Below are 23,024 nucleotides of genomic sequence, written 5' to 3'. Positions count from 1 at the left end.
ATATCAACAAATATATGGCATTCATTCGTATTATCACCTAAACCTATCTTGAAATACCGGGAAGATAGTCCTGACGGACTATATAAGAATGTACTTTTTATTTCACCAACTCTTTCATTTTGGCATGTAGGCTGCCTTTGCCGTATCCGAACCAGTAGGTTTGGAGGATGCCTTCGGGAGAGATCATTGCGTAATGAGGGATGCCGGTTACGCCGTAGTTCATGAAGATTCCTTCTGTCAGTTTAAAGTCGTTCAGGTTTATCCAGGTGATGTCTTTTTCTGCGGAAGTCTTCTTCCACAGGTCTTTAGAGTCTGAACTGATGCTGATTACCGTTAGTTTATCTTTGTATTGTTCTGAGATTTCCTTCATTTCGGGTATGGCGGCAATGCAAGGTCCGCAGCCGGCAGACCAGAAGTCTAATAAGATATATTTTCCTTTATAATCAGCCAAATGGTGCAGTTGGTCATTCACATCATAGAGCTCGGTATCCGCCATTTCATCGCCTTCTTTCACTACTGTAGGAGGATTCAGATTGGATAGGATAGTCTTCCCCATATCGCTATTCTTCTGATCGTCCGTCATTGTTGTGGCCAAGCTACGCAGCACATCCTCATAAGGATACGATTCCATATAACGATACGCCATGCTTTGGGAATAAAGTTTGTTAAGCCATGCGGAACCGGTATTCCCTTTTTCAAGTTGTTTGACTTCCTCATTTCTAATTAAATTTTCCAGCGAATCATTCTGTGCGTATAATACCCGTATTTGAGCCCGTAATTCCGTGCTCTTGTCGGGATTAGCATCCATTTCTTCAAACAAAGCATACGCATCGCGCATGATGGCTTGTGTCTGCCTGGTATATTCTTTGGTCAGGGCAGCAAATGCGTTCCACTCCTTCTGCTCCTTTACATTACTGTTTACACCCCATGTCCTTAGCAGTTTATCTTCACCTGTGATTTTCACCTTAGCTCCCGGTTCCACCCATATATCAAGCCAGGTAGGCGGAAACCCCTCACCCATAGACATAATCGTCAAACGTTTCGGTTGAGGTACCGAATCTATATAAGAAAACATAAATGTTTGATTCTTCACAGTATCAGACCCAATTGGAACAACCGTCCTCCCCTCCGGCTGATTCAAGGTCATAACCACCCCGTCTTCCAGACCAGCGATAAATCCTTCGATTACAACTTCGTTGCCCTTACTCCCGCAACCAAACAACACACAACAGATTAAGACAAAGAGGGGTAAATGTGTTTTCATTAGGGTATTCTTTCGTAAATATTGCAACAAAACTAAGAAAATATCCCTAATTTCCAAATAAATATAGTAGTAGTATTCTAATTATTTAACCGGTTCTCAATATCCATTCTTTCATGCAAAATTCTGATAATTTCAACTTTTCCATCTTTAGATTTCTTGTAGAAAATCAAATGCGATTTAACTTTTGAATATCTATAACCCTCTCTGATATTACTAAAATCACGTCCTGCTTCAAAATTCACTGAAATATATTCGATTTCGTCAATAATCAAATTGTAATACCTATCTGCTTGTTCTAAAGACCAATTATCTAATGTATAAAGCCAAATATTTTCAATATCTCTACGAGCTTCTTCACTTATAATATACCGGATCATTATTTTAAGTGTTTAGCATGGAGTTCTTTTAAATGTTTCTCTCTGTCAAAATTTTTAATCATCTTACTATTTTCACCTGCTTTCAGCTCATTCACAATGGTTTTAGCCTTGTTTTCTTCTTGCTCAAAGATTCTCAAAGCTGCTCTTACAACTTCACTTACAGATGTGTATTTTCCCGATGCGACTTGTTCATTAACAAAATTATTAAAATAATCGCCTAACAGAATCGACGTATTTCGTGCCATAGTCTTATATTTCAATTTTTCATCAAATATACCAATTCTTGGTATAACATCAAAAAAAATCAAGATTTTTATGCTTGAAACCAAATAAGCAGACGGTCTCTACGCGCTTTTTGCAAAAAGTGGGGAAAAGGATTAGGAAGGTTGCGATATTGGGGGCGGTTTTGTTTGGTGGGTAAGGGGGTGATGGCGAACTTTGCGGCGGATTTAATTATCGTCCCACAGTTGTTGAACACGTGTTCTACAGTTGTTGAACTTATGTTCTACTATTGTTGAACATGTGTTCTACAGTTGTGGGATATTATAAACCTTAACAAATGATTGAAATGGCATTGAAGTATGTATTGCATGAGAACCCGGTGCCTCCGGGGAGAGAAGAGAAAAAGGCGCAGCACGCGCGGGTGTCTTACGATTCAAAAGTGGATATGGAGAAGCTTTGTAAGCTGATTTCGGCACGGAGTTCGCTGTCTTCGGCGGACGTGAAAGGGGTGCTGGATTCGTTTCAGTTTTGGATGGGTATTTACCTGGCAGACGGAAGTATGATAGAGCTGGACGGATTGGGACATTTTTATCCTACACTGAGAAGTAAAACGATTGTGAATGAGAGAGGAAGGCCGGAAACAGCTGTAGCGGTTGATACGGTGGGCTTCCGCTGTGCTCCCAAGCTAAAGAGGTTGTTGCGCAACAATGCCGAGCTGGAAGAGGAAAAGCGCAGAAGTTCCGAGGAGATGCCGGAACAGCGCCAGAAACAGATACTGGCACATCTGAGGGAGTATTCGTATATCAACTCGTCGGGCGCTATGTCGCTGAATGGCTGTAGCCGCCATGTGGCACTGGCGGACCTGCAAATGCTGACAGAGGCAGGGAAGCTGCACCGGATCAGAAGCGGAAAGTCTTTCGTTTATTTGCTTGCTGAATAGCAAAAAAAAGCACCCCTCAAGGTGCTTTATAATCGTAGCGATAGGTTAGATAGGAAGAGGTTGGGAAGTCTTTCGGCACTTTTTGTTTTACTTTGCCGGTTGCTGCCCATTCGGCTCCACGCAGCAGTGTTACCTGAAAACCGGTACATTGCATGGCGGGATTGTTGTCGTATGTAGGTCCGCAATGTCCCAGCATGGTGTGGAATATGCGGGCTTTTCCATAATCTACGGTAAATATCATCGGTTCTTCGCGTCCGGATCCTCCTGTTTCTTTATCAGAGTAGGAAGTGAACAACAGGTTTGCAATATTGGCAGGGCCACGCATGCGGTCGTACAGTTCGTCTTGCGCATGTGCCCAGCGGTTAGGCAATCCGTTGGTGATAGGGTGTTCGCTGTCGCGGGCTGTCAGCATGTATTCATGTTGGCGTCCGTGCGAACCTCCGTTACCGGGCGAAGTGTCTTTAATCAACTCTCCTTCGTGCCAATAGGCATAGGGTCCGGAGTTTTCGTTACGTCCTTCCCAACCGCCCAAAGCGATGATTTTATTGAACTCATACCAGTTGGGAAAGGCATTATCAGCCGCATGGTATACGATAATGCCACCGCCATTCTGAGCGTATTCTACAAAGGCATTCTTTGTTTCTTCCGGCCATGAGTCGCCGTTGTAGTCAAGCACCACCAGAGAATAGGGTTTGAAGTCGAGAATGAAATTCGACATGTCCTGTCCTTTTTCCGGAGAAACAGCCAGATCTACTTTAAACATTCTTGAATTTTCCAGAATATCCTTCAGCACAATGTGGCTTACCTGCCAGTTGTGGTTATTTTGCCCGGTTATAAGTAACGTTTTAATTGGCTTTCTAGCAGAAACGGTACAGGCCATCAAGATCGAAAACATGAACATAAATACTGATTTACCTGAGAATAGGGTTTTCATCTTTCTATTGATTAATTAATACTTGAGTGGCAAATGTAATAAAATAATTTGAAAATACAGATGAATAAGAGAATCTCACTATATTTGCTGCGAGTAAAAGCTGTCGCTATTATCAGAAAAGACAGACTATGAGTATAAACCTGTAATAAGAGTAATTATGATTAATTTCTGTAAAAACCGGACAAGTTTTCTGGTTTTACTTTGCTTATTTGTTGTTTCTTGTGTGAATGCCCAATCGGCTAAAACGTATCCTGTTAAATCTCCCGACGGAAAAATTGAAGTTGTAGTCTCTGCCGGTTCGGAACTGACCTGGCAGGCCAATCACGAAAACACAAAAGTGATCGTACCTTCAGCCATATCTATGACACTCTCTACAGGCGAAGTACTGGGTGAGAATGTACGTGTATCAAAGGTTACCCGTCAGTTTGTAGACAGCTCTTTCGAGACACCTTTCTATAAAAAGAGCCGGGTAACAGATCGTTATAATCAGTTGATACTGCAATGCCGGGGCAACTTCAGTGTTGAATTCCGCGTGTATGACGATGGCGTTTCCTATCGCTTCCACACAAACCGCAAGGAAGAGCTGACAATTACAGATGAACTGACAACTTTCAGTTTTGATGGCAATTACAAAGCCTTCGTTCCTTACATCAACGATATGCGCGATGGGGAACGCTATTCCTTTTCATTCGAGTCTTTTTATGACGAAATCAAGTTATCCGAAATAAAAAAGGATTCCCTGTCTATTGTTCCTTTATTAGTTGATCTTGGAAATGGAAAGAAAGCTGCTTTAATGGATAGTGATACGGAAGATTATCCCGGATTGTTTCTGATAAGTAACCCTAATAGCAAGAACAGCCTGAAAGGGGCATTTGCTCCTTACCCATCAGAAGGAAAAATGGGTGGATATCGGGAACTTAACTTCATCGCAACCAAGCGTGCCAATTATATTGCACAGACAAAGGGCAAACGAACATTCCCCTGGCGTGCCGTTGTAATCAGTGAGAAGGATACGGAACTGGCCAATAACGATATGGCACAGAAGCTGGCATCCCCCTCGCGGATTAAGGATGTATCGTGGATCAAACCAGGAAAGGTGGCATGGGACTGGTGGAATACAACGAACCTGAGCCATGTAGATTTTAAAGCTGGTATGAATACGCCTACATACAAGTATTTCATTGATTTCGCAGCAGCAAACCAGTTGGAATATATCATCATCGATGCCGGTTGGAGCGGAAGCGATAATACCAGCTGGAAATCGCCCACATTGATGGAATGTAATCCTGCAATTGACCTGAAAGAGATTATCGCTCATGGAAAGCAAAAAAAGGTGGATGTTATTCTTTGGGCTCCCTGGTTTTTGATGGATCAGGAGATGGATCAGGTATTTCCGCATTATGCCGCTATGGGAGTGAAAGGATTTAAAGTAGACTTCCTTGATAGCGACGACCAGAAGATGAATCGCTCCATGTATAAAATAGCCAAGGCAGCTGCCGACAATAAACTGCTGCTCGATTTGCATGGAATGAAGGCTACAGGCATACAGCGTACATATCCGAACATTGTAAACTTTGAAGGCGTAAAAGGATTGGAGAACTTTAAATGGGCACCCACTATGTACGGGCAAATCAAGGATGATGCTCCGCGCTACGATGTGACTATTCCTTATATCCGTATGCTGGCAGGTCCGCTGGATTATACACCTGGAGCGATGAAGAATGCAACGCGTGCAACGTTTCGTTCAATCAACGACCATCCGATGAGCCAGGGAACACGGGTACATCAAATGGCTATGTACACCATTTATGAGGCTCCTTTGCAAATGCTTTCAGACAGTCCGACATCTTATATGCGCGAGCAGGAATGCACAGATTTCATTGCTAAAGTACCAACTGTATTTGAAGAGACAGTTGTATTGGATGGCGAAGTGGGCGAATATATCGTTATGGCACGTAAGAAAGACGACATTTGGTTTGTAGGAGCAATGACAAACTGGACAGAGCGTGAAAAAACAATCGACTTTTCTTTCTTAGACAGCAATGGAAGTTACGAAGCCGAGATATTTATGGATGGTATCAATTCGGACGTAGAAGCAACGGATTACAAACGGGAAGTTGTCCGCATCAGCGCAAAAGACAAGAAAACCGTAAAAATGTACCCTGGAGGCGGCTGGACAGCACGTATCTATCGGGTGAAATAATCTACACACATTACTCTATTTAAGCTGGTCATCAGTCTGTTTTCTTTGTAGGGAAAGAGAGGATGTGCCAGCTTACTCCTATACTGATCAATAGCAACAAGAGCCTGATCCACCATTTGTCTATCAGAAAAACGGAAGTAAGAATAGCCGAAGCCCACATAATGCTCAGAGAGATGATTTTGGTGTTTCGCGTAATGGATTTATCTTCCATAAAGCCTTTTACCACCGAACCGAAGTAGCGGTTGGCCATCGCCCGCTTATAAAGCCTCTCGGAGCTGCGGAAATAGAACCAGGCCGTCAGCAGCCAGAAAGGAGTAGTAGGCAGCAGAGGCAGAAAGATCCCGATGGTACCTAATACCAGGAAAATACTGCCTAATACTATGTTAATAATACGCTTTGTTTGATTCACCTTACAATACGGTATAGCCTTCTGTTTGCTTAAACCCATTCAAAAAGTCACTCACATTCATGCGTTTTTTGCCTGATAGCTGAACCGACAGCAAACGGATATATCCGTCGGGCACAGCAACATCCAATTGTTTCTTATTGGAAGTAACGAGGGTTCCGACAGGCAGGGAATGTGTAGCCGGATGTTTCTCCGTTTGATAGATCTTCAAGACCTGCTTGCTCCCGTCGGGCGCTACAAACTCTGTCCAAGCCGCCGGATAAGGGGAAAGGCCTCGTATAAAGTCATAGATACGCTTGAGCGGCTGGTTCCACTCGATACGACAAGTATCTTTGAAGATTTTGGGAGCAGGGCGAAGTTCGGATACTTCCTGAAAGAAATGCTCTTGCTCAATGGCTTCGACTTTGTCTTCCAGTATCAGATCGACTGTTTCCAGTACGACTCCCCCTCCTATTGCCATCAGCTTATCATGCACCATGCCTGCGTCGTCGGTGTCGGCAATAGGGATATGTCGTTGGCGGATGATCTTTCCGGTATCTATTTCATGCGTGAGGAAGAAAGTCGTTACTCCCGTTTCCGTATCTCCATTGATAACCGCCCAGTTGATAGGCGCTGCCCCACGGTATTGAGGGAGCAGGGAGCCGTGTAGGTTGAAAGTACCCAGCCGAGGCATATCCCACACCACTTCGGGCAGCATACGGAAAGCTACGACGATCTGCAGATCAGCCTTCCAGGCTCTCAGTTGAGAAAGAAACTCTTCATCCTTCAGCTTTTCTGGCTGCAAGAGCGGGATATGCTTCGATTCAGCATACTGCTTCACCGGAGAGGCTTGTAACACACTTCCATGACGCCCAATGGGCTTATCCGGAACCGTAATCACTCCCACTACATTGTACCCATTCTCAACCAATTGACGAAGACTCTCCACCGCAAAATCCGGAGTCCCCATATATACAATTCGCAAATCTTCTTTCTTATTAATCATTAATCGTTTAGTATTAATCATTAGAAAAATGGTCTACCAACACTTCGCGATACGAGTTAAATATCTTGGATTTTGACATAAAACCTATATATTGGCCGTTTTCATCGATAACCGGCAGGTTCCAGGCTTTCGTATCGTCGAATATCTGCATCACCCTTTCCATAGAAGTATTCAGCACTATTTTAGCCGGTGGAGAGACCATGAATTTAGAGACCTTGAAGCGGTCATATAATTCCGGGCGGAACATGATATTACGGATATTATCGAGTAATACGATACCCATCAAAATACCATTCTTATCCACTACTGGGAAGGCGTTACGCCCGCTTTTGGCAATTACTTTCACCATATCCCCCAAGGTCATATCCGGCTGAACCGTCAGAAAGTCCTTCTCTATCACGGCATCTACATTCAATAAGGTTAATACCGCCTTATCTTTATGGTGGGTAAGCAGCTCACCCTTCTGTGCCAGACGCATGGAGTAGATACTATGCGGCTCAAACATGATTATCGTAAGGTAAGAACTGATAGAAACAATCATCAAAGGCAAGAAGAGATCGTAGCCCCCGGTCAGCTCGGCTATCAGGAATACACCCGTAAGTGGTGCATGCATAACACCAGACATCACTCCGGCCATCCCTAGCAGAGCAAAGTTCTTCTCTGACAAGTAACGGGTAAAGTCGAAATAATTGGACGTATGAGCAAACATAAAACCGGCAATACAGCCCAGAAACAAACTAGGAGCAAAAATCCCCCCGCAACCCCCTCCTCCATTCGTAGCCGACGAGGCAAACACCTTGGTAAGAAGGATTAAGAACAAAAAGATAAGGACTCCCCAATACGAATCATTCATCCCGTAGAACAAACTCTTATTCATAATATGGGAGAACTGACCATTCAGCAAGGAACCGATAGTATCGTAACCTTCACCATACAGCGGCGGAAACAAGAAGATAAGGATACTCAGCATAGAGCCTCCTACAAGAAACTTACGCCAGAATGTTCCCAACTTACGATATACACCCTCTACCCGGTTCATTACCCGGGTAAAATAAAGGGAAACCAAGCCGCAAAAAACACCCAGCAGCAGTACATAAGGGATTCGTCCGATCTCGAATACTTCAGTCTGCGAAAACTTGAACATCGCTTCCGTACCCGTAAAAATATAGGATACCGTAGCTGCCGTAACCGATGATATCAATAAAGGCATAACGGAAGTCATAGTGAGATCGAGCATCAATACCTCAATAACGAATACCAACCCGGCTATCGGCGCTTTAAAAATACCGGCAACCGCTCCGGCTGCTCCACAACCGACAAGCAGCATCAGCGTTTTCTGCTCCATCTTGAACGCCCGTCCGAGATTGGATCCGATAGCAGCTCCTGTCAGGACAATCGGTGCTTCCGCTCCTACCGAACCACCAAAACCAATGGTAACAGAACTGGCTGCCAGCGACGACCACATATTATGCGGCTTAATACGGCTTTTGCGCTGAGAAATTGCATACAGTATCTTGGTTACCCCATGGCTGATATCGTCGCGAACAACGTATTTCACAAACAAACCTGCCAGCAGAATACCTAGAACAGGATACAATAACAGCAAATAGTTGGCCTGGCTAACATCCATGTTCTGCGTAAGCAATCGTTGGATAACATGGATCAGATATTTCAGTAAGATAGCAGAGGCGGCAGTACATATCCCTACCACAAAACTAAGGGCCAAAACAAAGTTTTTTTCCTTAACGTTCTTTTCCCTCCATAACAGGAATTTATAAAACAAACTTTCTTTCTTTGCCATTTCAAATTCCTTTACCTGTAACAACAGTTTTCACTGTGTAAATTAAAATTGTTAAATCTAATACTAAAGACATATTTTCGTAATAAAGCATATCATATTCCAAACGTTCCACCATCTCGTCTACATTACCGGCATACCCGTATTTTACCATTCCCCAGGAAGTAATTCCCGGTCTTACATTGTGCAAAAGGTAATAATAAGGTGCTTTTTTCACGATTTGATCGATATAATACTTCCGTTCCGGGCGCGGACCAACCAAAGACATATCCCCTTTCAGTACATTCCAGAACTGCGGAATCTCATCCAGGCGGTATTTGCGCAACAGCCGCCCGAAAGGGGTAATCCGGCTGTCGTTCTCGGAAGCCAATAAAGGCCCCTCCTGCTCCGAATCCTGATACATCGTGCGGAACTTATACATCATAAAGGGTTTACCCATATAGCCAATACGTTCCTGGCTAAAGAACACCGGACCGGGAGAGCCTCTCTTAACCCGCCAGCCAAGGTACAAAAACAAAGGAGAAAGCAAGACCAACACAAGAAAAGAAAAAACTTTATCCAGTACAAACTTGATATTCTTTTCTACTTCCGAAAAGTTATTATCCGAAACATTTATCAAGGGGGCACCAAGAATCGTCTTGATCTTTACTTTGTTAAGCATTGTAGACTTGTCTGCCAGCACTTTAATTGGCAAAGCATATCGGTAAAGCGAATAAAGAATGTTTACCTGCTTCTCATTCTCCGGAGACTCAATCGCTACAACGATCTCGTGTATCTGTCTGGAAATGACTATTTCAGATAGTTCATTTAGTGTTCCGGCAATCCGGTTTTCATCTACACAGACCAGTTCTTCATCGTCTTCGGGTATAAAACCGGAGATAGTATAACCCAAATCGTACAAACTGTCAGCTATCCGCTGCGCTTTAGACCCCGCCCCGATTATAAGTACATTCTGCGACCATTCCCTGTTCCTGATCTTACTCAAACCGATCTGGGTAACAATAAGACGCGGGATATAAGTCAACAAGAATTGCAAAGCAAGCAATGAAAAATACAATTCGTAATAAATCTGAAACGAACGGGGCAAGTCGTTCAGTATCATAATGAAAAACAAGGAAGTAACCCCTATGAGAACCGTTATGAAAGTAGTAAAGAACTCCGCTATCCTGGATTTTCCGAAAGGCTTGTTATAATAACCGGATAAGCTGTGAAGAATCAGCCAAAAAAAAGGAACCAGTAATTGTCCCTCGAATACTACATCAGACAGCAAATAACTTTTAAGTGAACTATATCCCAGATATGAAGCTATCTCATGGTAGCGAAGTAGATTAAATAATATCCAGACAATAGATGCCGATATAAAATCCGAAATAACGTATTTGGCTATCTGAGCTTTTTTATTCATAGGTCTTATCTGATTACCTGAACAAGGCCTCCTTTACCCAGCTTGATAATACTCGACGGGGTTGCTTTGGTTCTATCATCCCGGCGGTATTGTACGATGTAGTCTACCCCCTCTTTTATTTCTTCGGATATTTCACTGAAATTAGCAGGCGATGGTTCTCCGCTTATATTGGCAGAAGTTGAAACCAATGGTTTGCGGAAGGCTTCACACAAGCGGCGGGAGAAGTCCTCACGGGTAACGCGTATACCGATACTGCCGTCTTCGGCCAGCAGATTCTTAGCCAGGTTTTTCCCCTGCGAATAAATAACCGTGAGTGGTTTATCTGCCACCTCAATAAGATCCCATGCGATATCGGGCATTTCTTCTACGTAGCGATCCAGTTTGGCTGCATCGTCTACCAATACCAGCATAGCCTTATTGTCTATTCTTTTTTTTAGTTCATACACACGTTGTACGGCCTCCTCGTTAGTCGCATCGCATCCTATACCCCAGATCGTATCTGTGGGATAAAGGATAATCCCTCCGCCACGCATCACTTCGCAGGCCATTTTCAAATCATTTATCATGCCAATTTTAAATTGTGACAAATGTACAAATCATTCGGATACTATAAAAAATATATAATGAAAAAACTATTTTAGAATACTTTGTTGCAAATATCAATATAAAATACCTAAATTTACGGATTGAAATAGTGTGTGGAATAATGCACACGGAATGATGCATTTTGTATCCAAAATGCATCCTGCGACATCTGGAAAGAAAAAAACAATATATAATGATTAACAAATGGAACTTACAAACCCTATCCATAGAAGAGTTACATGAAAAAGATGAGTTGGCTAAAGAGTTGGGACTTAATCCGATTACATGCCAGTTACTCATCCAGAGAGGTATTACTTCTGCAGATGAAGTTAAGAAGTTCTTTAAACCCAGCCTGAACAATCTGCATGATCCATTTCTGATGCCAGACATGGACAAAGCAGTGAAAAGACTAGATAAGGCACTGGGAAATAAAGAAAAAATCTTAGTTTATGGGGATTATGATGTAGACGGAACAACAGCTGTTTCGTTAGTTTATAAGTTTTTGCGCCAGTACTCATCCACGCTCGACTATTACATACCCGACCGGTATGACGAAGGCTATGGGATTTCCTATAAAGGTATTGACTATGCCGCTGAAAACGGCTTTAGCCTGATTATCGCCCTGGATTGCGGTATCAAGGCCATTGATAAGATCGAATATGCCAAGACAAAGGGTATCGATTTCATCATCTGCGATCATCACATGCCCGATGATACGCTGCCGGATGCAGTAGCTGTACTGGATGCCAAACGTGTTGATTCTATTTATCCGTATGAACACCTATCCGGTTGTGGCGTAGGGTTCAAGTTTATGCAAGCCTTTGCCAAAAGCAATGGCTTTCCTTTTTCCAAGCTGGAAAACCTGTTGGACCTTATTGCTGTTAGTATTGCCTCCGACATCGTTCCGATTACAGGAGAAAATCGCATACTGGCACATTACGGGCTCAAACAACTGAACAGTAACCCGGGCATGGGTCTGAAAGGGATTATCGACATTTGCGGATTAACCGGTAAGCCCATTACCATCAACGATATCGTATTTAAAATAGGCCCCCGCATCAATGCCTCCGGACGTATGATGAACGGGAAAGAGGCAGTAGATTTACTCTTGGCCAAAGATACGGAAAGCGCTCGCGAGAAAAGCGAAAACATCAATCAGTACAATGACGAACGCCGCGAGCTGGATAAAAAGATCACAGACGAGGCCAATGCCGTTATCGACACATTCAGTAACATGGAAGATCGCAAGGCTATTGTGGTATATGAACCCAGCTGGCACAAGGGAGTGATCGGTATTGTGGCTTCCAGACTTACGGAGAAATATTACCGTCCGGCAGTTGTTCTGACCAAATCATCGGAACTAATCACCGGATCGGCTCGCTCCATCACTGGTTTTGATATATACAAAGCGATTGAGAATTGCCGCGACTTGCTGGAGAATTTCGGAGGGCATACCTATGCTGCCGGCCTGTCTATGAGAGAAGAAAATCTGGAAGAATTCACCAAACGTTTTCTGGAACAGGCCAGTGGAGTGATAGATCCGGAACAGATGACTCCTCAGATTGATATTGATGCCGTGCTGGAAATGAAAGATATCACCAGCAAACTGAGCAAGGAACTAAACAAAATGAGCCCTTTCGGCCCCGAAAATCAGAAACCTGTTTTCTGCAGTCTGGCAGTAAGGGACTACGGAACAAGCAAGCTGGTAGGGAAAGACTCCGACCATATCAAGCTCGAGTTGATAGACGACAATTCCAAGATTCCGGTTCACGCGATAGCTTTCGGTATGAGCCAGCATTTTGATTATATCAAATCCATGAAACCTTTCAATATTTGTTATACGATTGAGGAGAACGCATACAATACAAAAGCACCTCAATTACTGATCAAAGACATTAAAACGGACGATTTGTGAATCAGTGGATGTTTACCACGAAATATTAGAGAAATACTGGGGTTATACCTCTTTTCGGCCGTTACAAGAAGAGATTATCCACTCGGTAGTTTCAGGTAAAGATACCTTAGGCTTGATGCCTACCGGAGGAGGTAAATCCATCACATTCCAGGTTCCTGCCTTAGCATCCGAAGGGATATGCCTGGTTGTCACACCACTTATTGCATTGATGAAAGACCAGGTGGACAACCTGCGCAAGGTGGGTATTAAAGCTACAGCCGTATACTCCGGTATGTCCCGCCAGGAAATCATTCAACAACTGGAAAACTGCATCTTCGGCAATTATAAATTCCTCTACGTCTCTCCCGAACGGCTTGGCACGGACTTATTCCAGGCAAAGCTGCAGGCGATGACTGTATCTCTGCTGGTTGTTGACGAAAGCCACTGTATCTCTCAATGGGGATATGACTTCCGCCCCTCCTACCTCGGCATTGCCAAAATCCGCGAGCTGTTGCCAACTGTACCGATACTGGCGCTTACAGCTACTGCAACGCCCGATGTGATTGATGATATACAAGACAAGCTCTTATTCAAGAAAAAGAATGTTTTTCGGAAGAGCTTTTACCGGAAAAACCTCTCCTATATAGTCCGGCAAACCGACGATAAATTCAAGACTTTAGTTCATATTCTGCAAAAGGTACAGGGTACGGCTATTGTGTATGTGCGCAACAGACAACGCACCAAAGAAATAGCTACTATCCTGAAACAGATGGATATCTCTGCCGACTTTTTCCACGCCGGGCTGAACCGGGAAGAAAAAAACCTCCGTCAGAACAGATGGAAAAACAATGAATGTCGCGTGATTGTCTCTACCAATGCTTTCGGTATGGGGATAGACAAACCGGATGTGCGGCTGGTAGTGCATATCGACATGCCGGGCTCACTGGAAGAGTATTATCAGGAGGCCGGACGAGCCGGGCGGGATGAAAAAAAAGCCTATGCCGTAGCTTTATGCGGGCATACAGACAATGCCAAGTTAAAGAAGCGCCTGTCTGACGAATTTCCCGATCTGGCATTCATACGCCGGGTATATGAGGCCTTGGGAAACTACTTCCAGATTGCCGTAGGCTATGGGCTGGACAGTGTGCATGACTTCTCGCTGACAGACTTTTGCTCCGTTTTCAGGTTCTCTATCCTGCAAACTCACCACGCATTGAAAATACTGGAACTATCTGGCTATATTGAATATACGGAAGAAATAGACAGTGCTTCACGCCTGATTTTTACAGTGACGCGTGACGACCTGTACAAGCATTTGAATCAGAACAAGCAAATCGACGATGTTATACAAGCTCTTTTGCGCTCCTATACCGGTCTCTTTGCCGATTATGCCTATATAGACGAAAGCCTGATAGCCAGCCGCTGCCAACTATCTCAGCAAGATGTCTACAATGTATTGGTGGGTCTATCCAAATACAGGATCGTTCATTATATCCCCCGGAAAAAGACACCTCTGATTATCTATACCAGGATTCGGGAAGAACAAAAATACCTTTCAATCCCCTATTCGGCCTACGAAGAGCGGAAAAAGAAGTTGGAAAACAGAATCGGGCATGTGTTGGAGTATATCAATGAAGACAGGGTATGCAGAAATATAATGCTTCTCCGCTATTTTGGCGAGAAAAAGGCGAAAGCATGCGGAACCTGCGATGTATGCCTCGCTAAGAACGAATCCGGACTTACCAATGCCGAATTTAATACCATAAAAGAGGCACTCATGGAGGTACTGACCAACGAGCCACAAAACATCCGCAATATAACTGATTTACTAGACTATCCCAAAGAAAAAAGCCTCACTGTCATCCGTTTCCTGGCCGACCACGACGAACAATTCATCCTGCAAGACGGCTACCTATCCTTAGCGGAAAACAAGGAAGCTAATAATAAATCCACAGAAGCGTCGGACGCTTCTCCTTCCTGAACATCTCATCCAGTTTCTTCATGCTCTGATTATCAATCACCGGACAGCCCTGGCTATATCCCAAAGGCAAGTGGTAGGGGTAAATCTCTTCCGGAGTGATAGGATGATGCGAGTGTAATACAATAATCCGGTTGTAGGCATTGCTATTGGTAGCTTCCAGTCCGTGCAACTTATAATGTACATTGATCCCCCACTTGCTATACGAACAAATGCCGATCTTATACTTCCCCAGCGACGTACAATAACTGCCTGAAACATTGCTAAACACAGGATCAGCCTCCGTACTGCTACCTCCATAACCATGAGCACAAAGGCTCGACAGCCTAATGCTATCCCCCTTAAAATCCCAGACAAAGAAGCGCTTTTTCCCGGAGTGCATCTTCATATCAACCAAAATGCAATACTCTGTATTCATCTTATTTTCTTGGCAAAAAACCAAAGCACTATCAGCCTTTTCTTTTAAGCGATCCTGTCCAAAACAAGACACAGGAAACAGTATACATAAAAAGAGGAATAATATAGAAGTATAGTTCGTCATAAAAGCAAAGATAACAAAAAACAAAAAAGGATACCCTTTACGAGTATCCTTTTTATCAATTATTTAGGGTGAAAGACGGGATTCGAACCCGCGACCCTCGGAACCACAATCCGATGCTCTAACCAACTGAGCTACAATCACCATGTTTTGCCTTAAAAAGCATATACCTTTAAAGACGGTGCAAAGATAGGCAATATTTTTTACGATGCAAACGAAACACCAAAAAAAGTTAGCCGGAATTAATCGTTAATCGTTAACCCATTAATCGTTATTTGTAGATTTCTTTCTTGCCGGCCAGTAGGGTGTTGCGCATCAGGGAGATGATGGTCATGGGGCCTACACCACCCGGAACGGGGGTGATATAGGAGCATTTCGGAGACACTTCGTCAAACCTTACATCACCGGTCAGTTTAAAGCCGCTTTTGGTTACACTGCTTGGCATGCGCGTAGTACCTACATCTATCACTACGGCTCCTTCTTTTACCATATCGGCCTTCAGAAACTCAGGAACACCTAATGCTACAATAATAATATCGGCATTGAGACACATTTCCTTCAGGTTTTCCGAACGACTGTGGCATACGGTTACCGTACAATCGCCGGGGTATGATTTTTGCATCATCAACATAGCCATCGGTTTACCTACAATATTGCTACGTCCCAGCACCACGCAATGTTTCCCTTTTGTTTCTATTTCGTATCGTTTCAGCAATTCCAGAATACCGGCAGGTGTAGCCGACAAAAAGCAGGGAAGCCCTATTGACATACGCCCTACATTAATCGGATGGAAACCATCTACATCCTTGCGGTAATCAATCGCTTCTATAATTTTCTGCTCTGAAATATGCTTGGGAAGAGGCAGCTGAACAATAAAGCCGTCTACATCCGGATCATTATTCAGGCGATCCACGCAAGCCAGCAATTCTTCTTCTGTTACATCTTCTTCATAGCGGATTAGCGACGATTTGAATCCAACTTCCTCGCATGTACGCACTTTACTGGCTACATACGTTTCGCTACCGCCATCGTGCCCCACCAAAACAGCGGCCAAATGAGGGATCTTGCCTCCCGCCTTTTTAATTTGGGCTACTTCTTCCGCGATTTCTTTTTTCATCTGGGCCGACACAGCCTTTCCGTCTATTAATTGCATATTATTAAGCTATTAAGTTTATTGAGTCTACTAAGTTTATAAGCCTATAAGCCTTTTAAACTTATCTCTTCATGGAAGGAAACTTTTTACTGCCCGGTTTTGCAGCTGTTACCATCTTCATCATTTTGCGCGTTTGGTCAAACTGTTTGAGCAGTTTATTTACCTCTTGCACAGACGTTCCACTACCAGTTGCGATGCGCTGCCGGCGCGAACCATTCAGGATAGAAGGGTTGCTACGCTCCGTTGGCGTCATAGATTGAATGATAGCTTCAATATATGTAAACGCATCGTCGTCTATATCAATATCTTTTATCGCTTTACCTACACCGGGAATCATGGAAGCCAGTTCCTTCAGGTTCCCCATCTTTTTAATTTGATGTATCTGAGCGATGAAATCATTAAAATCGAATTGATTTTTGGCAATTTTCTTTTGCAAGCGCTTGGCCTCTTCTTCGTCATACTGTTCCTGGGCGCGCTCTACAAGCGAAACGATATCCCCCATTCCCAGAATACGGTCGGCCATACGTTCGGGGTGGAATACATCCAGGGCATCCATCTTTTCACCGGTTCCAACGAACTTAATCGGCTTGTCTACCACCGAACGGATGGAAAGGGCTGCACCACCTCTTGTATCACCATCTAATTTGGTTAAAACTACTCCGTCAAAATCCAGGCGCTCATTGAACTCTTTTGCCGTATTCACCGCATCCTGCCCTGTCATGGCATCCACAACAAACAAGATTTCATCGGGAGTGATGGCTTTCTTGATAGCGGCGATTTCATCCATCATCTGCTGGTCGATAGCCAAGCGTCCGGCGGTATCCACAATCACCAGGTCGTAGCCCTTCTGTTTCGCATCTTTAATGGCATTTTGAGCAATTTCTACCGGATTTTTATTTTCCGGTTCGGAATATACAGGAATTCCGGTTTGCTCGCCCAAGATGTGCAACTGCTCGATAGCAGCAGGTCTGTAGACGTCTCCCGCCACCAAAAGAGGCTTCTTACCCTTCTTGGTTTTCAACATATTAGCCAGCTTTCCGGAGAAGGTAGTTTTACCGGAACCCTGAAGCCCCGACATCAATATAACAGCAGGAGATCCTTTCAGATTAACCTCCGTAGCCGTTCCCCCCATCAATTGTGCCAATTCATCGTGAACGATCTTCACCATCAGCTCACCGGGCTTCACAGCTGTTAATACATTCTGTCCCAGCGACTTTTCCTTAACTGTATCTGTAAATTGTTTTGCTACTTTGTAATTAACGTCGGCATCTAACAGTGCTTTACGAACATCTTTCAACGTTTCCGCCACATTAATTTCCGTGATCCGGCCTTCGCCTTTCAATAGTTTAAACGATCTGTCTAATCTTTCGCTTAAATTCTCAAACATAATATTATAATGTATTTATTCTTTACCTTATATAATAAGGATGCAAATATACCCTTTATTTTAACACAAAATCATGCCCGGACGGGGAAATTCACGCTATACCTACAAAAAAACTGATTTCATCAAATAATACTTCCAACAGCTGAATCCCTTTTTCACAGACCTTTTGAGCACTTTTTATTTAGAGGTACGTCTAAATTCATTTAGAGGTAGGTGTAAATTCATTTAGAGGTAGGTGTAAATAAATTTAGAGGTAGGTATAAATTGATTTAGACGTACCTCTAAATTATTTTTAAGGTAGCTCTTTCCATTTTTTCGCTTAAGAATTCAGAATAATCAGCTGACACACAGCATGAAATGATCCAAAACAATTCAGGATAATAGATTTGTATACAGAATACAGGAGTTGGACTGACATAATCCTCCTGACGGAGGAGTACCATCCTCTATCCGTTGGAATCGTGCATTTTTTTTCGATAGCTATCTAAAAACGCCATTCCTTCGGTGTTGAGAAGTTAAAATTTCATCAATTACAGTATTTTTTACAGGTCAGTTGTAAAATAATCCTAAAAGCGATTGATTGGTTGAAGATTTTTCCTCGTTTTCCTTTTTAGTATGAAATAAATTGAATAGGTTTGTGAAAATTCATGTCGGTCTGCAATTTTCTTTTTGGAAAATTTGGACGACGTATTATGAGATAAATTTTCCATTTAAGAAAACTTAAGAATTACAATAGGGTGTTTCTTCAATGGCAAAAGATTGGTTATCCATCCGAATTGTTACTTTTTCACCTGAAGAAGTGATAGTTTGGATTTGTTTTTTAATATATGCATTCTCGCAGCTTCTTGGACATAAAAAAATCAGTATTTTTCAACCGGAAGTTTTAAAATACTGATCCCAAATAAATTGTTTCAAGCGCTGATTTTTACAGCCAACCCTCTACTCTATCTTTTGTCGAATATCCGATAAATAGCTTTTCATACCCTCTGTATCCCGTTTTTCGATGATCTCCTGAAGCTTTGAAAGTTCCTCCTGTATGCGTCCAATCTGCCTTGGAGTGCGGGGATTGAACAAAATTTCCGTCAGTAAATAATCGTCTTCCGACATCAGTCCACGGGCTATTTTCATGTGCCTTTTGAAGGTAGTTCCAGGTGCATCCTGGTGCTTCATAGTGGCAGCAAACACCAAAGTCGATGCAAAAGGGATGCCTAACGAATAGGCAACAACGCGATCATGTTCTTCGAAAGAGTATTCAAAAATGTTCAACTTTAGGTGCGAATACAGGTCCTTAAAGAACACTTTTCCCAGATGGTCACTCTCGGAAATAATGATGGTATTCTCCTTCTCCAGGTTGCCAAGGTTGGCAAAAGTAGGGCCAAACATCGGGTGAGTAGAGACGTAAGGAAAGCCGCAACCCTTGTAGAATTCAAGCAAGTTGGTCTTTACAGAGGCTATATCAGAGATGATACAATAGGGTTGCAAATGAGGTAAAACAGCCTTAAAAGCATCAATCGTATGATTCAGCGTAACACAGTTTATCACCAATTCAGGCGCAAAAGCCGGTATTTCTTCCGGACTACTCATACGCAAAGCATTATAAATAAAACGCATACGCTTCGGATTACTCTCCAAAACAGCCACTTCATGATCAAAACTCAGCAAATCGGTGAAGAAAGATCCCATCTTCCCGGCACCTAATATCAATATTTTCATTATTTCGACATGATTATCATCTGTTGGCGGACAGATTCTTCGTGTATTTCTTTTAATATTTCTTTTACGAAATCGGAGCTTAGGTCTAATGATTCTCCTAAGTGCGAGCGGTTTACAAGGATTTCGTTGTAACGCGGTGACTGTAGGATGGGCATATTATGCTCCTTTTTATAGACACCTATTTCGCGTGAAATGCGCATTCTTTTAGCCAGTAGTTCAAGCAGTTGCTCGTCTATATGGTCGATCTGGCGACGTAATTCGCTCAGGTTTTCAGTGGTTTGAGTTTCGTTACGGATTACCAACAGGTTTAATACGTAGTCGAGTACATCCGGTGTAATTTGCTGCCCGGCATCGCTGAAGGCCTCGTCGGGATTGCAGTGAGACTCAATAATCAAGCCATCGAGACTCAAATCCATGGCTTGTTGAGAAAGCGGAGCTATCAGTTCCCTTTTGCCGCCGATATGGCTCGGGTCACAAAAGATAGGCAGCTGTGGTATGCGGCGGCGCAATTCAATTGGGATGTGCCAGAGCGGCAAATTCCGGTAGATTTTTTTGTCGTACGAACTGAAGCCCCTATGTATAGCAGCTATTCTCCGGATTCCTGCCCCATAAATACGTTCGATGGCGCCAATCCACAGTTCCAGGTCCGGATTAACCGGATTCTTGATTAATACCGGGATATCTACCCCTTGCAAGGCATCAGCAATCTCCTGAACAGCAAAGGGGTTAACTGTTGTACGAGCGCCAATCCACAGCATATCTATTCCGGCTTTCAAGGCCTCAAACACATGCTCCCGGGTGGCTACTTCCGTTGTTACATACATGCCAGTTTCTTCTTTCACACGTTTTAGCCACTTCAGACCGGTAGCCCCTACCCCTTCAAAACCACCCGGTTTGGTACGAGGCTTCCACACGCCTGCGCGGAATATTTTAATATCCTTGGCTGCCAGGCTGCGTGCCGTATTCATAACCTGTTCTTCTGTTTCGGCGCTACAGGGGCCTGCTATTACAATCGGGCGCTCGGGACTTACCCCCGGCAATACGACTGATTTTAATTCTAATTCCATCTTATTTAATTATTTTTGATTGTCTTTTTAATTCTATCTAATGCCTCTTGCAAGGCTACTTCGTTACAACACAAAGATATGCGGATATAGCGTTCGCCGTTACTTCCGAAGATAAATCCCGGCGTAATAAACACGTTTGCTCCATATAAAACACTGTCGGACAAGACTTCACTACTTTGATAGTCTACCGGAATTTTCCCCCACAAAAACATACCCACCTGTTTCTCGTCGAAGCTACAGCCCAGAGTACGCATGATTTCTCCGGCCAATCCCCGGCGGCTTCTGTACACCTGATTCATCTGGCTGTACCATTCGGCAGGAGCATTCAAGGCTTCTACCGTGGCATACTGTACAGGTTTGAACTGCCCGGAATCTACATTGCTCTTCACCCTCAAGATCCACTGAACAAACTGGGCATTAGAAGCCAACATCGCCATACGCCAGCCCGGCATATTGTGCGACTTACTCATCGAATTAAGCTCTATACATATATCTTTAGCTCCCGGAACGCTCAGGATACTCAAGGGCTCTTCATTCAGAATGAAACTGTAGGGGTTATCATTTACAATCACAATTCCGTGTTTATGCCCGAAAGCAACCAGTTTTTCAAAGAGTTCCCGGCTGGCATTAGCTCCGGTAGGCATATTGGGATAATTAACCCACATCAGCTTTACACCGGAAAGATCCATCTTTTCCAAGGCTTCAAAGTCGGGGAGCCATCCCTGTTCCTCTTTCAGATCATAGGTAACAAGATGTGCTCCTACCAAATTGCTGACCGACTGATAGGTAGGATAACCGGGATTGGGTACCAATACACCATCGCCGGGATTCAGAAAAGCCAACGATATGTGCAGAATGCCTTCCTTGGAGCCAATCAGCGGCTGTATCTCCGTACGAGGGTCTAGATCAACATCATACCATCTTTTGTACCAGCCGGAGAAAGCCTCGCGCAACTCCGGTATACCTATAAAAAGCTGATAGCCATGTTCGTCCGGACGCTTGGCATGCTCGCACAAGGTGTCGATAGTCTGCTGTGAAGGAGGCAAGTCGGGGCTTCCCACTCCCAGGTTAATCACCTTTTTCCCGGCAGCATTCATCTCTGCTATTTCTTTCAGTTTGCGGGAAAAATAATATTCACTTACGCTGTTTACACGTGCTGCGGGTATGATGTTACACGCTTTGCTTTCCTTCTGCATATTCTCCTAATATTACGAAATCCTTTGTTAATGGTATAACGGCATCCAATGCCTGTTTGTAACGCATATAATCGTGAAAAGTAAGATCGATATAAAACAAATACTGCCATTCGCGGCCTATGATGGGAAGAGATTGTATTTTCGTGAGGTTCATGTCGTAAAAAGAGAGGATAGATAAAACTTGTGAGAGGCTGCCTACAGCATGCGAAAGAGCAAATACAACTGAAGATTTCTTTTTTTCCGTTCCCCGGAGTATCTCATCGGCTGTCCACTTATCGGCTACTGCCAGAAAACGGGTGAAATTATGTTTGTTCGTTTCTATCCCCTCGGCCAATACATCCAGCCCATAGATCTGGGCAGCCTGTCTACTGCAGATAGCTGCATGTCCTTTCAGTTGGTTTTCGGCTATCCAGCGGGCACTTGCTGCCGTGTCGTCTTTCTCTACAATCTTTACATTGGGCAATGTATCCAGGAAATCCATGCATTGCATCAGGGCAATCGGATGCGAATCCACTTCCGTTATCTCATGGATAGAGGTTCCCGGAAGCGCTGCCAGCGAATGGGAAATACGTAGCTTATACTCTCCTATTGTCTGAAAACCACTCTGGCGGATCAACTCATGATTCTGCAACAAGCTACCGGCAATCGTATTTTCAATAGCCATCAGCCCAATCACAGAGGGGTCTTTCTTTATCACAGCAATCACGTCTCTGAACGTATCGCAAGGAAGTACCTCTATCTCTTCATCTTCAAAGTATTTATGAGCTGCTATTTCGTGATACGAACCGGCTATGCCCTGAATGGCTACTTTTTTCTTCATCTTTTTTCAGTTTTAATGGATACAAACAAAAAAAGTCCCGCCGGATTCGGCAGGACTTCTATATTTTCATTATTGATATTTCTATTCTATTCATCAATTTCTTTACATATATTTTCCTGCCTCCATCTTGCTAAGATAAAAGTAAAAATAATAATATGT

The 23,024-nt window shown here is 43.4% G+C and carries 19 protein-coding genes, 1 tRNA gene and 1 pseudogene; 4 read left to right on the top strand and 17 right to left on the bottom strand.

The window, feature by feature from the left end; translation table 11 throughout:
- Positions 1-97: 97 nt before the first annotated feature.
- From M2470_RS01010 to M2470_RS01000, 3 genes are all read right to left on the bottom strand, one after another.
- A complete protein-coding gene (locus M2470_RS01010; RefSeq protein WP_280743168.1) occupies positions 98-1,264 on the bottom strand; it encodes a TlpA disulfide reductase family protein in 1,167 nt (388 codons plus the stop codon).
- A 77-nt stretch (positions 1,265-1,341) separates the two neighbouring features.
- Positions 1,342-1,641 (bottom strand): type II toxin-antitoxin system RelE/ParE family toxin, encoded by a 300-nt coding sequence (locus M2470_RS01005; protein ID WP_280743169.1) that lies wholly within the window; start codon positions 1,639-1,641, stop codon positions 1,342-1,344.
- Positions 1,641-1,886, bottom strand: a complete 246-nt coding sequence (locus tag M2470_RS01000) for a type II toxin-antitoxin system ParD family antitoxin (protein WP_280743170.1) — start codon at positions 1,884-1,886, stop codon at positions 1,641-1,643. Before M2470_RS01000 ends, M2470_RS01005 begins: the two co-directional genes overlap by 1 nt.
- Positions 1,887-2,209: 323 nt before the next feature.
- Here M2470_RS01000 and M2470_RS00995 point away from each other — a divergent pair, with 323 nt between their 5' ends.
- Positions 2,210-2,803, top strand: a complete 594-nt coding sequence (locus tag M2470_RS00995) for an HU family DNA-binding protein (protein ID WP_280743171.1) — start codon at positions 2,210-2,212, stop codon at positions 2,801-2,803.
- Between the two features lie 16 nt (positions 2,804-2,819).
- Here M2470_RS00995 and M2470_RS00990 read toward each other — a convergent pair whose 3' ends face one another.
- Positions 2,820-3,737, bottom strand: a complete 918-nt coding sequence (locus M2470_RS00990) for a ThuA domain-containing protein (RefSeq protein WP_280743172.1) — start codon at positions 3,735-3,737, stop codon at positions 2,820-2,822.
- Positions 3,738-3,894: 157 nt separating this feature from the next.
- On the opposite strand from M2470_RS00990, the gene M2470_RS00985 reads away from it, so the two are divergent.
- Positions 3,895-5,940, top strand: coding sequence for a glycoside hydrolase family 97 protein (locus M2470_RS00985; protein WP_280743173.1), 2,046 nt, complete (start codon positions 3,895-3,897; stop codon positions 5,938-5,940).
- A gap of 31 nt (positions 5,941-5,971) precedes the next feature.
- On the opposite strand, the gene M2470_RS00980 is transcribed toward M2470_RS00985, so the two are convergent.
- From M2470_RS00980 to M2470_RS00960, 5 genes are read right to left on the bottom strand one after another with little or no spacing between them, the layout of a single operon-like run.
- On the bottom strand, positions 5,972-6,349 hold the full coding sequence (locus M2470_RS00980; protein ID WP_280743174.1) for a YbaN family protein: 378 nt from the start codon (positions 6,347-6,349) through the stop codon (positions 5,972-5,974).
- Between the two features lies 1 nt (position 6,350).
- Positions 6,351-7,331: a methionyl-tRNA formyltransferase gene (gene fmt, locus M2470_RS00975; RefSeq protein ID WP_280743175.1), complete on the bottom strand. Its 981-nt coding sequence runs from the start codon at positions 7,329-7,331 to the stop codon at positions 6,351-6,353.
- A gap of 13 nt (positions 7,332-7,344) precedes the next feature.
- Complete coding sequence (locus M2470_RS00970; protein WP_280743176.1) at positions 7,345-9,132, bottom strand: chloride channel protein; 1,788 nt, start codon at positions 9,130-9,132, stop codon at positions 7,345-7,347.
- Position 9,133: 1 nt separating this feature from the next.
- A complete protein-coding gene (locus M2470_RS00965; RefSeq protein ID WP_280743177.1) occupies positions 9,134-10,534 on the bottom strand; it encodes a sugar transferase in 1,401 nt (466 codons plus the stop codon).
- 5 nt (positions 10,535-10,539) lie between these two features.
- A complete protein-coding gene (locus M2470_RS00960) occupies positions 10,540-11,100 on the bottom strand; it encodes an L-threonylcarbamoyladenylate synthase (RefSeq protein WP_280743178.1) in 561 nt (186 codons plus the stop codon).
- 212 nt (positions 11,101-11,312) lie between these two features.
- On the opposite strand from M2470_RS00960, the gene recJ reads away from it, so the two are divergent.
- A complete protein-coding gene (recJ, locus tag M2470_RS00955; RefSeq protein WP_280743179.1) occupies positions 11,313-13,034 on the top strand; it encodes a single-stranded-DNA-specific exonuclease RecJ in 1,722 nt (573 codons plus the stop codon).
- Positions 13,035-13,038: 4 nt separating this feature from the next.
- Positions 13,039-14,994, top strand: a complete 1,956-nt coding sequence (locus tag M2470_RS00950; protein ID WP_280743180.1) for an ATP-dependent DNA helicase RecQ — start codon at positions 13,039-13,041, stop codon at positions 14,992-14,994.
- On the opposite strand, the pseudogene M2470_RS00945 reads toward M2470_RS00950, so the two are convergent.
- From M2470_RS00945 to M2470_RS00910, 8 genes and pseudogenes are all read right to left on the bottom strand, one after another.
- A pseudogene (locus tag M2470_RS00945) lies at positions 14,951-15,466 on the bottom strand (murein L,D-transpeptidase catalytic domain-containing protein); the annotation flags it as partial. The gene M2470_RS00950 and the pseudogene M2470_RS00945 sit on opposite strands and share 44 nt — an antisense overlap.
- A gap of 132 nt (positions 15,467-15,598) precedes the next feature.
- Positions 15,599-15,674 (bottom strand) — tRNA-His (locus M2470_RS00940).
- Positions 15,675-15,800: 126 nt separating this feature from the next.
- Complete coding sequence (gene folD / locus M2470_RS00935; RefSeq protein WP_280743181.1) at positions 15,801-16,682, bottom strand: bifunctional methylenetetrahydrofolate dehydrogenase/methenyltetrahydrofolate cyclohydrolase FolD; 882 nt, start codon at positions 16,680-16,682, stop codon at positions 15,801-15,803.
- A gap of 61 nt (positions 16,683-16,743) precedes the next feature.
- Positions 16,744-18,069: a signal recognition particle protein gene (gene ffh / locus M2470_RS00930; protein ID WP_280743182.1), complete on the bottom strand. Its 1,326-nt coding sequence runs from the start codon at positions 18,067-18,069 to the stop codon at positions 16,744-16,746.
- A gap of 939 nt (positions 18,070-19,008) precedes the next feature.
- Positions 19,009-19,782 (bottom strand): prephenate dehydrogenase/arogenate dehydrogenase family protein, encoded by a 774-nt coding sequence (locus M2470_RS00925; RefSeq protein WP_280743183.1) that lies wholly within the window; start codon positions 19,780-19,782, stop codon positions 19,009-19,011.
- Positions 19,782-20,849, bottom strand: a complete 1,068-nt coding sequence (locus M2470_RS00920) for a bifunctional 3-deoxy-7-phosphoheptulonate synthase/chorismate mutase type II (RefSeq protein WP_280743184.1) — start codon at positions 20,847-20,849, stop codon at positions 19,782-19,784. The genes M2470_RS00925 and M2470_RS00920 overlap by 1 nt, the downstream gene beginning before the upstream one ends.
- A 5-nt stretch (positions 20,850-20,854) precedes the next feature.
- On the bottom strand, positions 20,855-22,045 hold the full coding sequence (locus tag M2470_RS00915; protein WP_280743185.1) for an aminotransferase class I/II-fold pyridoxal phosphate-dependent enzyme: 1,191 nt from the start codon (positions 22,043-22,045) through the stop codon (positions 20,855-20,857).
- Positions 22,020-22,865 (bottom strand): prephenate dehydratase, encoded by an 846-nt coding sequence (locus tag M2470_RS00910; RefSeq protein ID WP_280743186.1) that lies wholly within the window; start codon positions 22,863-22,865, stop codon positions 22,020-22,022. Before M2470_RS00910 ends, M2470_RS00915 begins: the two co-directional genes overlap by 26 nt.
- Positions 22,866-23,024: the final 159 nt, after the last annotated feature.

Source organism: Parabacteroides sp. PH5-46 (assembly GCF_029892785.1).
GTDB lineage: Bacteria > Bacteroidota > Bacteroidia > Bacteroidales > Tannerellaceae > DFXE01.
Note: the sequence above shows the minus strand (reverse complement) of the source record. Positions and strands in the feature narration are given on the sequence as shown.

Coding starts and splice junctions, on each gene's coding strand:
- M2470_RS00995 (WP_280743171.1), top strand. CDS start 2,210: ATGGCATTGAAGTATGTATTGCATGAGAACCCGGTGCCTCCGGGGAGA.
- folD (WP_280743181.1), bottom strand. CDS start 16,682: ATGCAATTAATAGACGGAAAGGCTGTGTCGGCCCAGATGAAAAAAGAA.
- M2470_RS00920 (WP_280743184.1), bottom strand. CDS start 20,849: ATGGAATTAGAATTAAAATCAGTCGTATTGCCGGGGGTAAGTCCCGAG.
- M2470_RS00990 (WP_280743172.1), bottom strand. CDS start 3,737: ATGAAAACCCTATTCTCAGGTAAATCAGTATTTATGTTCATGTTTTCG.
- fmt (WP_280743175.1), bottom strand. CDS start 7,331: ATGATTAATAAGAAAGAAGATTTGCGAATTGTATATATGGGGACTCCG.
- M2470_RS00915 (WP_280743185.1), bottom strand. CDS start 22,045: ATGCAGAAGGAAAGCAAAGCGTGTAACATCATACCCGCAGCACGTGTA.
- M2470_RS00925 (WP_280743183.1), bottom strand. CDS start 19,782: ATGAAAATATTGATATTAGGTGCCGGGAAGATGGGATCTTTCTTCACC.
- M2470_RS01010 (WP_280743168.1), bottom strand. CDS start 1,264: ATGAAAACACATTTACCCCTCTTTGTCTTAATCTGTTGTGTGTTGTTT.
- M2470_RS00970 (WP_280743176.1), bottom strand. CDS start 9,132: ATGGCAAAGAAAGAAAGTTTGTTTTATAAATTCCTGTTATGGAGGGAA.
- M2470_RS00960 (WP_280743178.1), bottom strand. CDS start 11,100: ATGATAAATGATTTGAAAATGGCCTGCGAAGTGATGCGTGGCGGAGGG.
- recJ (WP_280743179.1), top strand. CDS start 11,313: ATGATTAACAAATGGAACTTACAAACCCTATCCATAGAAGAGTTACAT.
- ffh (WP_280743182.1), bottom strand. CDS start 18,069: ATGTTTGAGAATTTAAGCGAAAGATTAGACAGATCGTTTAAACTATTG.
- M2470_RS00965 (WP_280743177.1), bottom strand. CDS start 10,534: ATGAATAAAAAAGCTCAGATAGCCAAATACGTTATTTCGGATTTTATA.
- M2470_RS01000 (WP_280743170.1), bottom strand. CDS start 1,886: ATGGCACGAAATACGTCGATTCTGTTAGGCGATTATTTTAATAATTTT.
- M2470_RS00910 (WP_280743186.1), bottom strand. CDS start 22,865: ATGAAGAAAAAAGTAGCCATTCAGGGCATAGCCGGTTCGTATCACGAA.
- M2470_RS00985 (WP_280743173.1), top strand. CDS start 3,895: ATGATTAATTTCTGTAAAAACCGGACAAGTTTTCTGGTTTTACTTTGC.
- M2470_RS01005 (WP_280743169.1), bottom strand. CDS start 1,641: ATGATCCGGTATATTATAAGTGAAGAAGCTCGTAGAGATATTGAAAAT.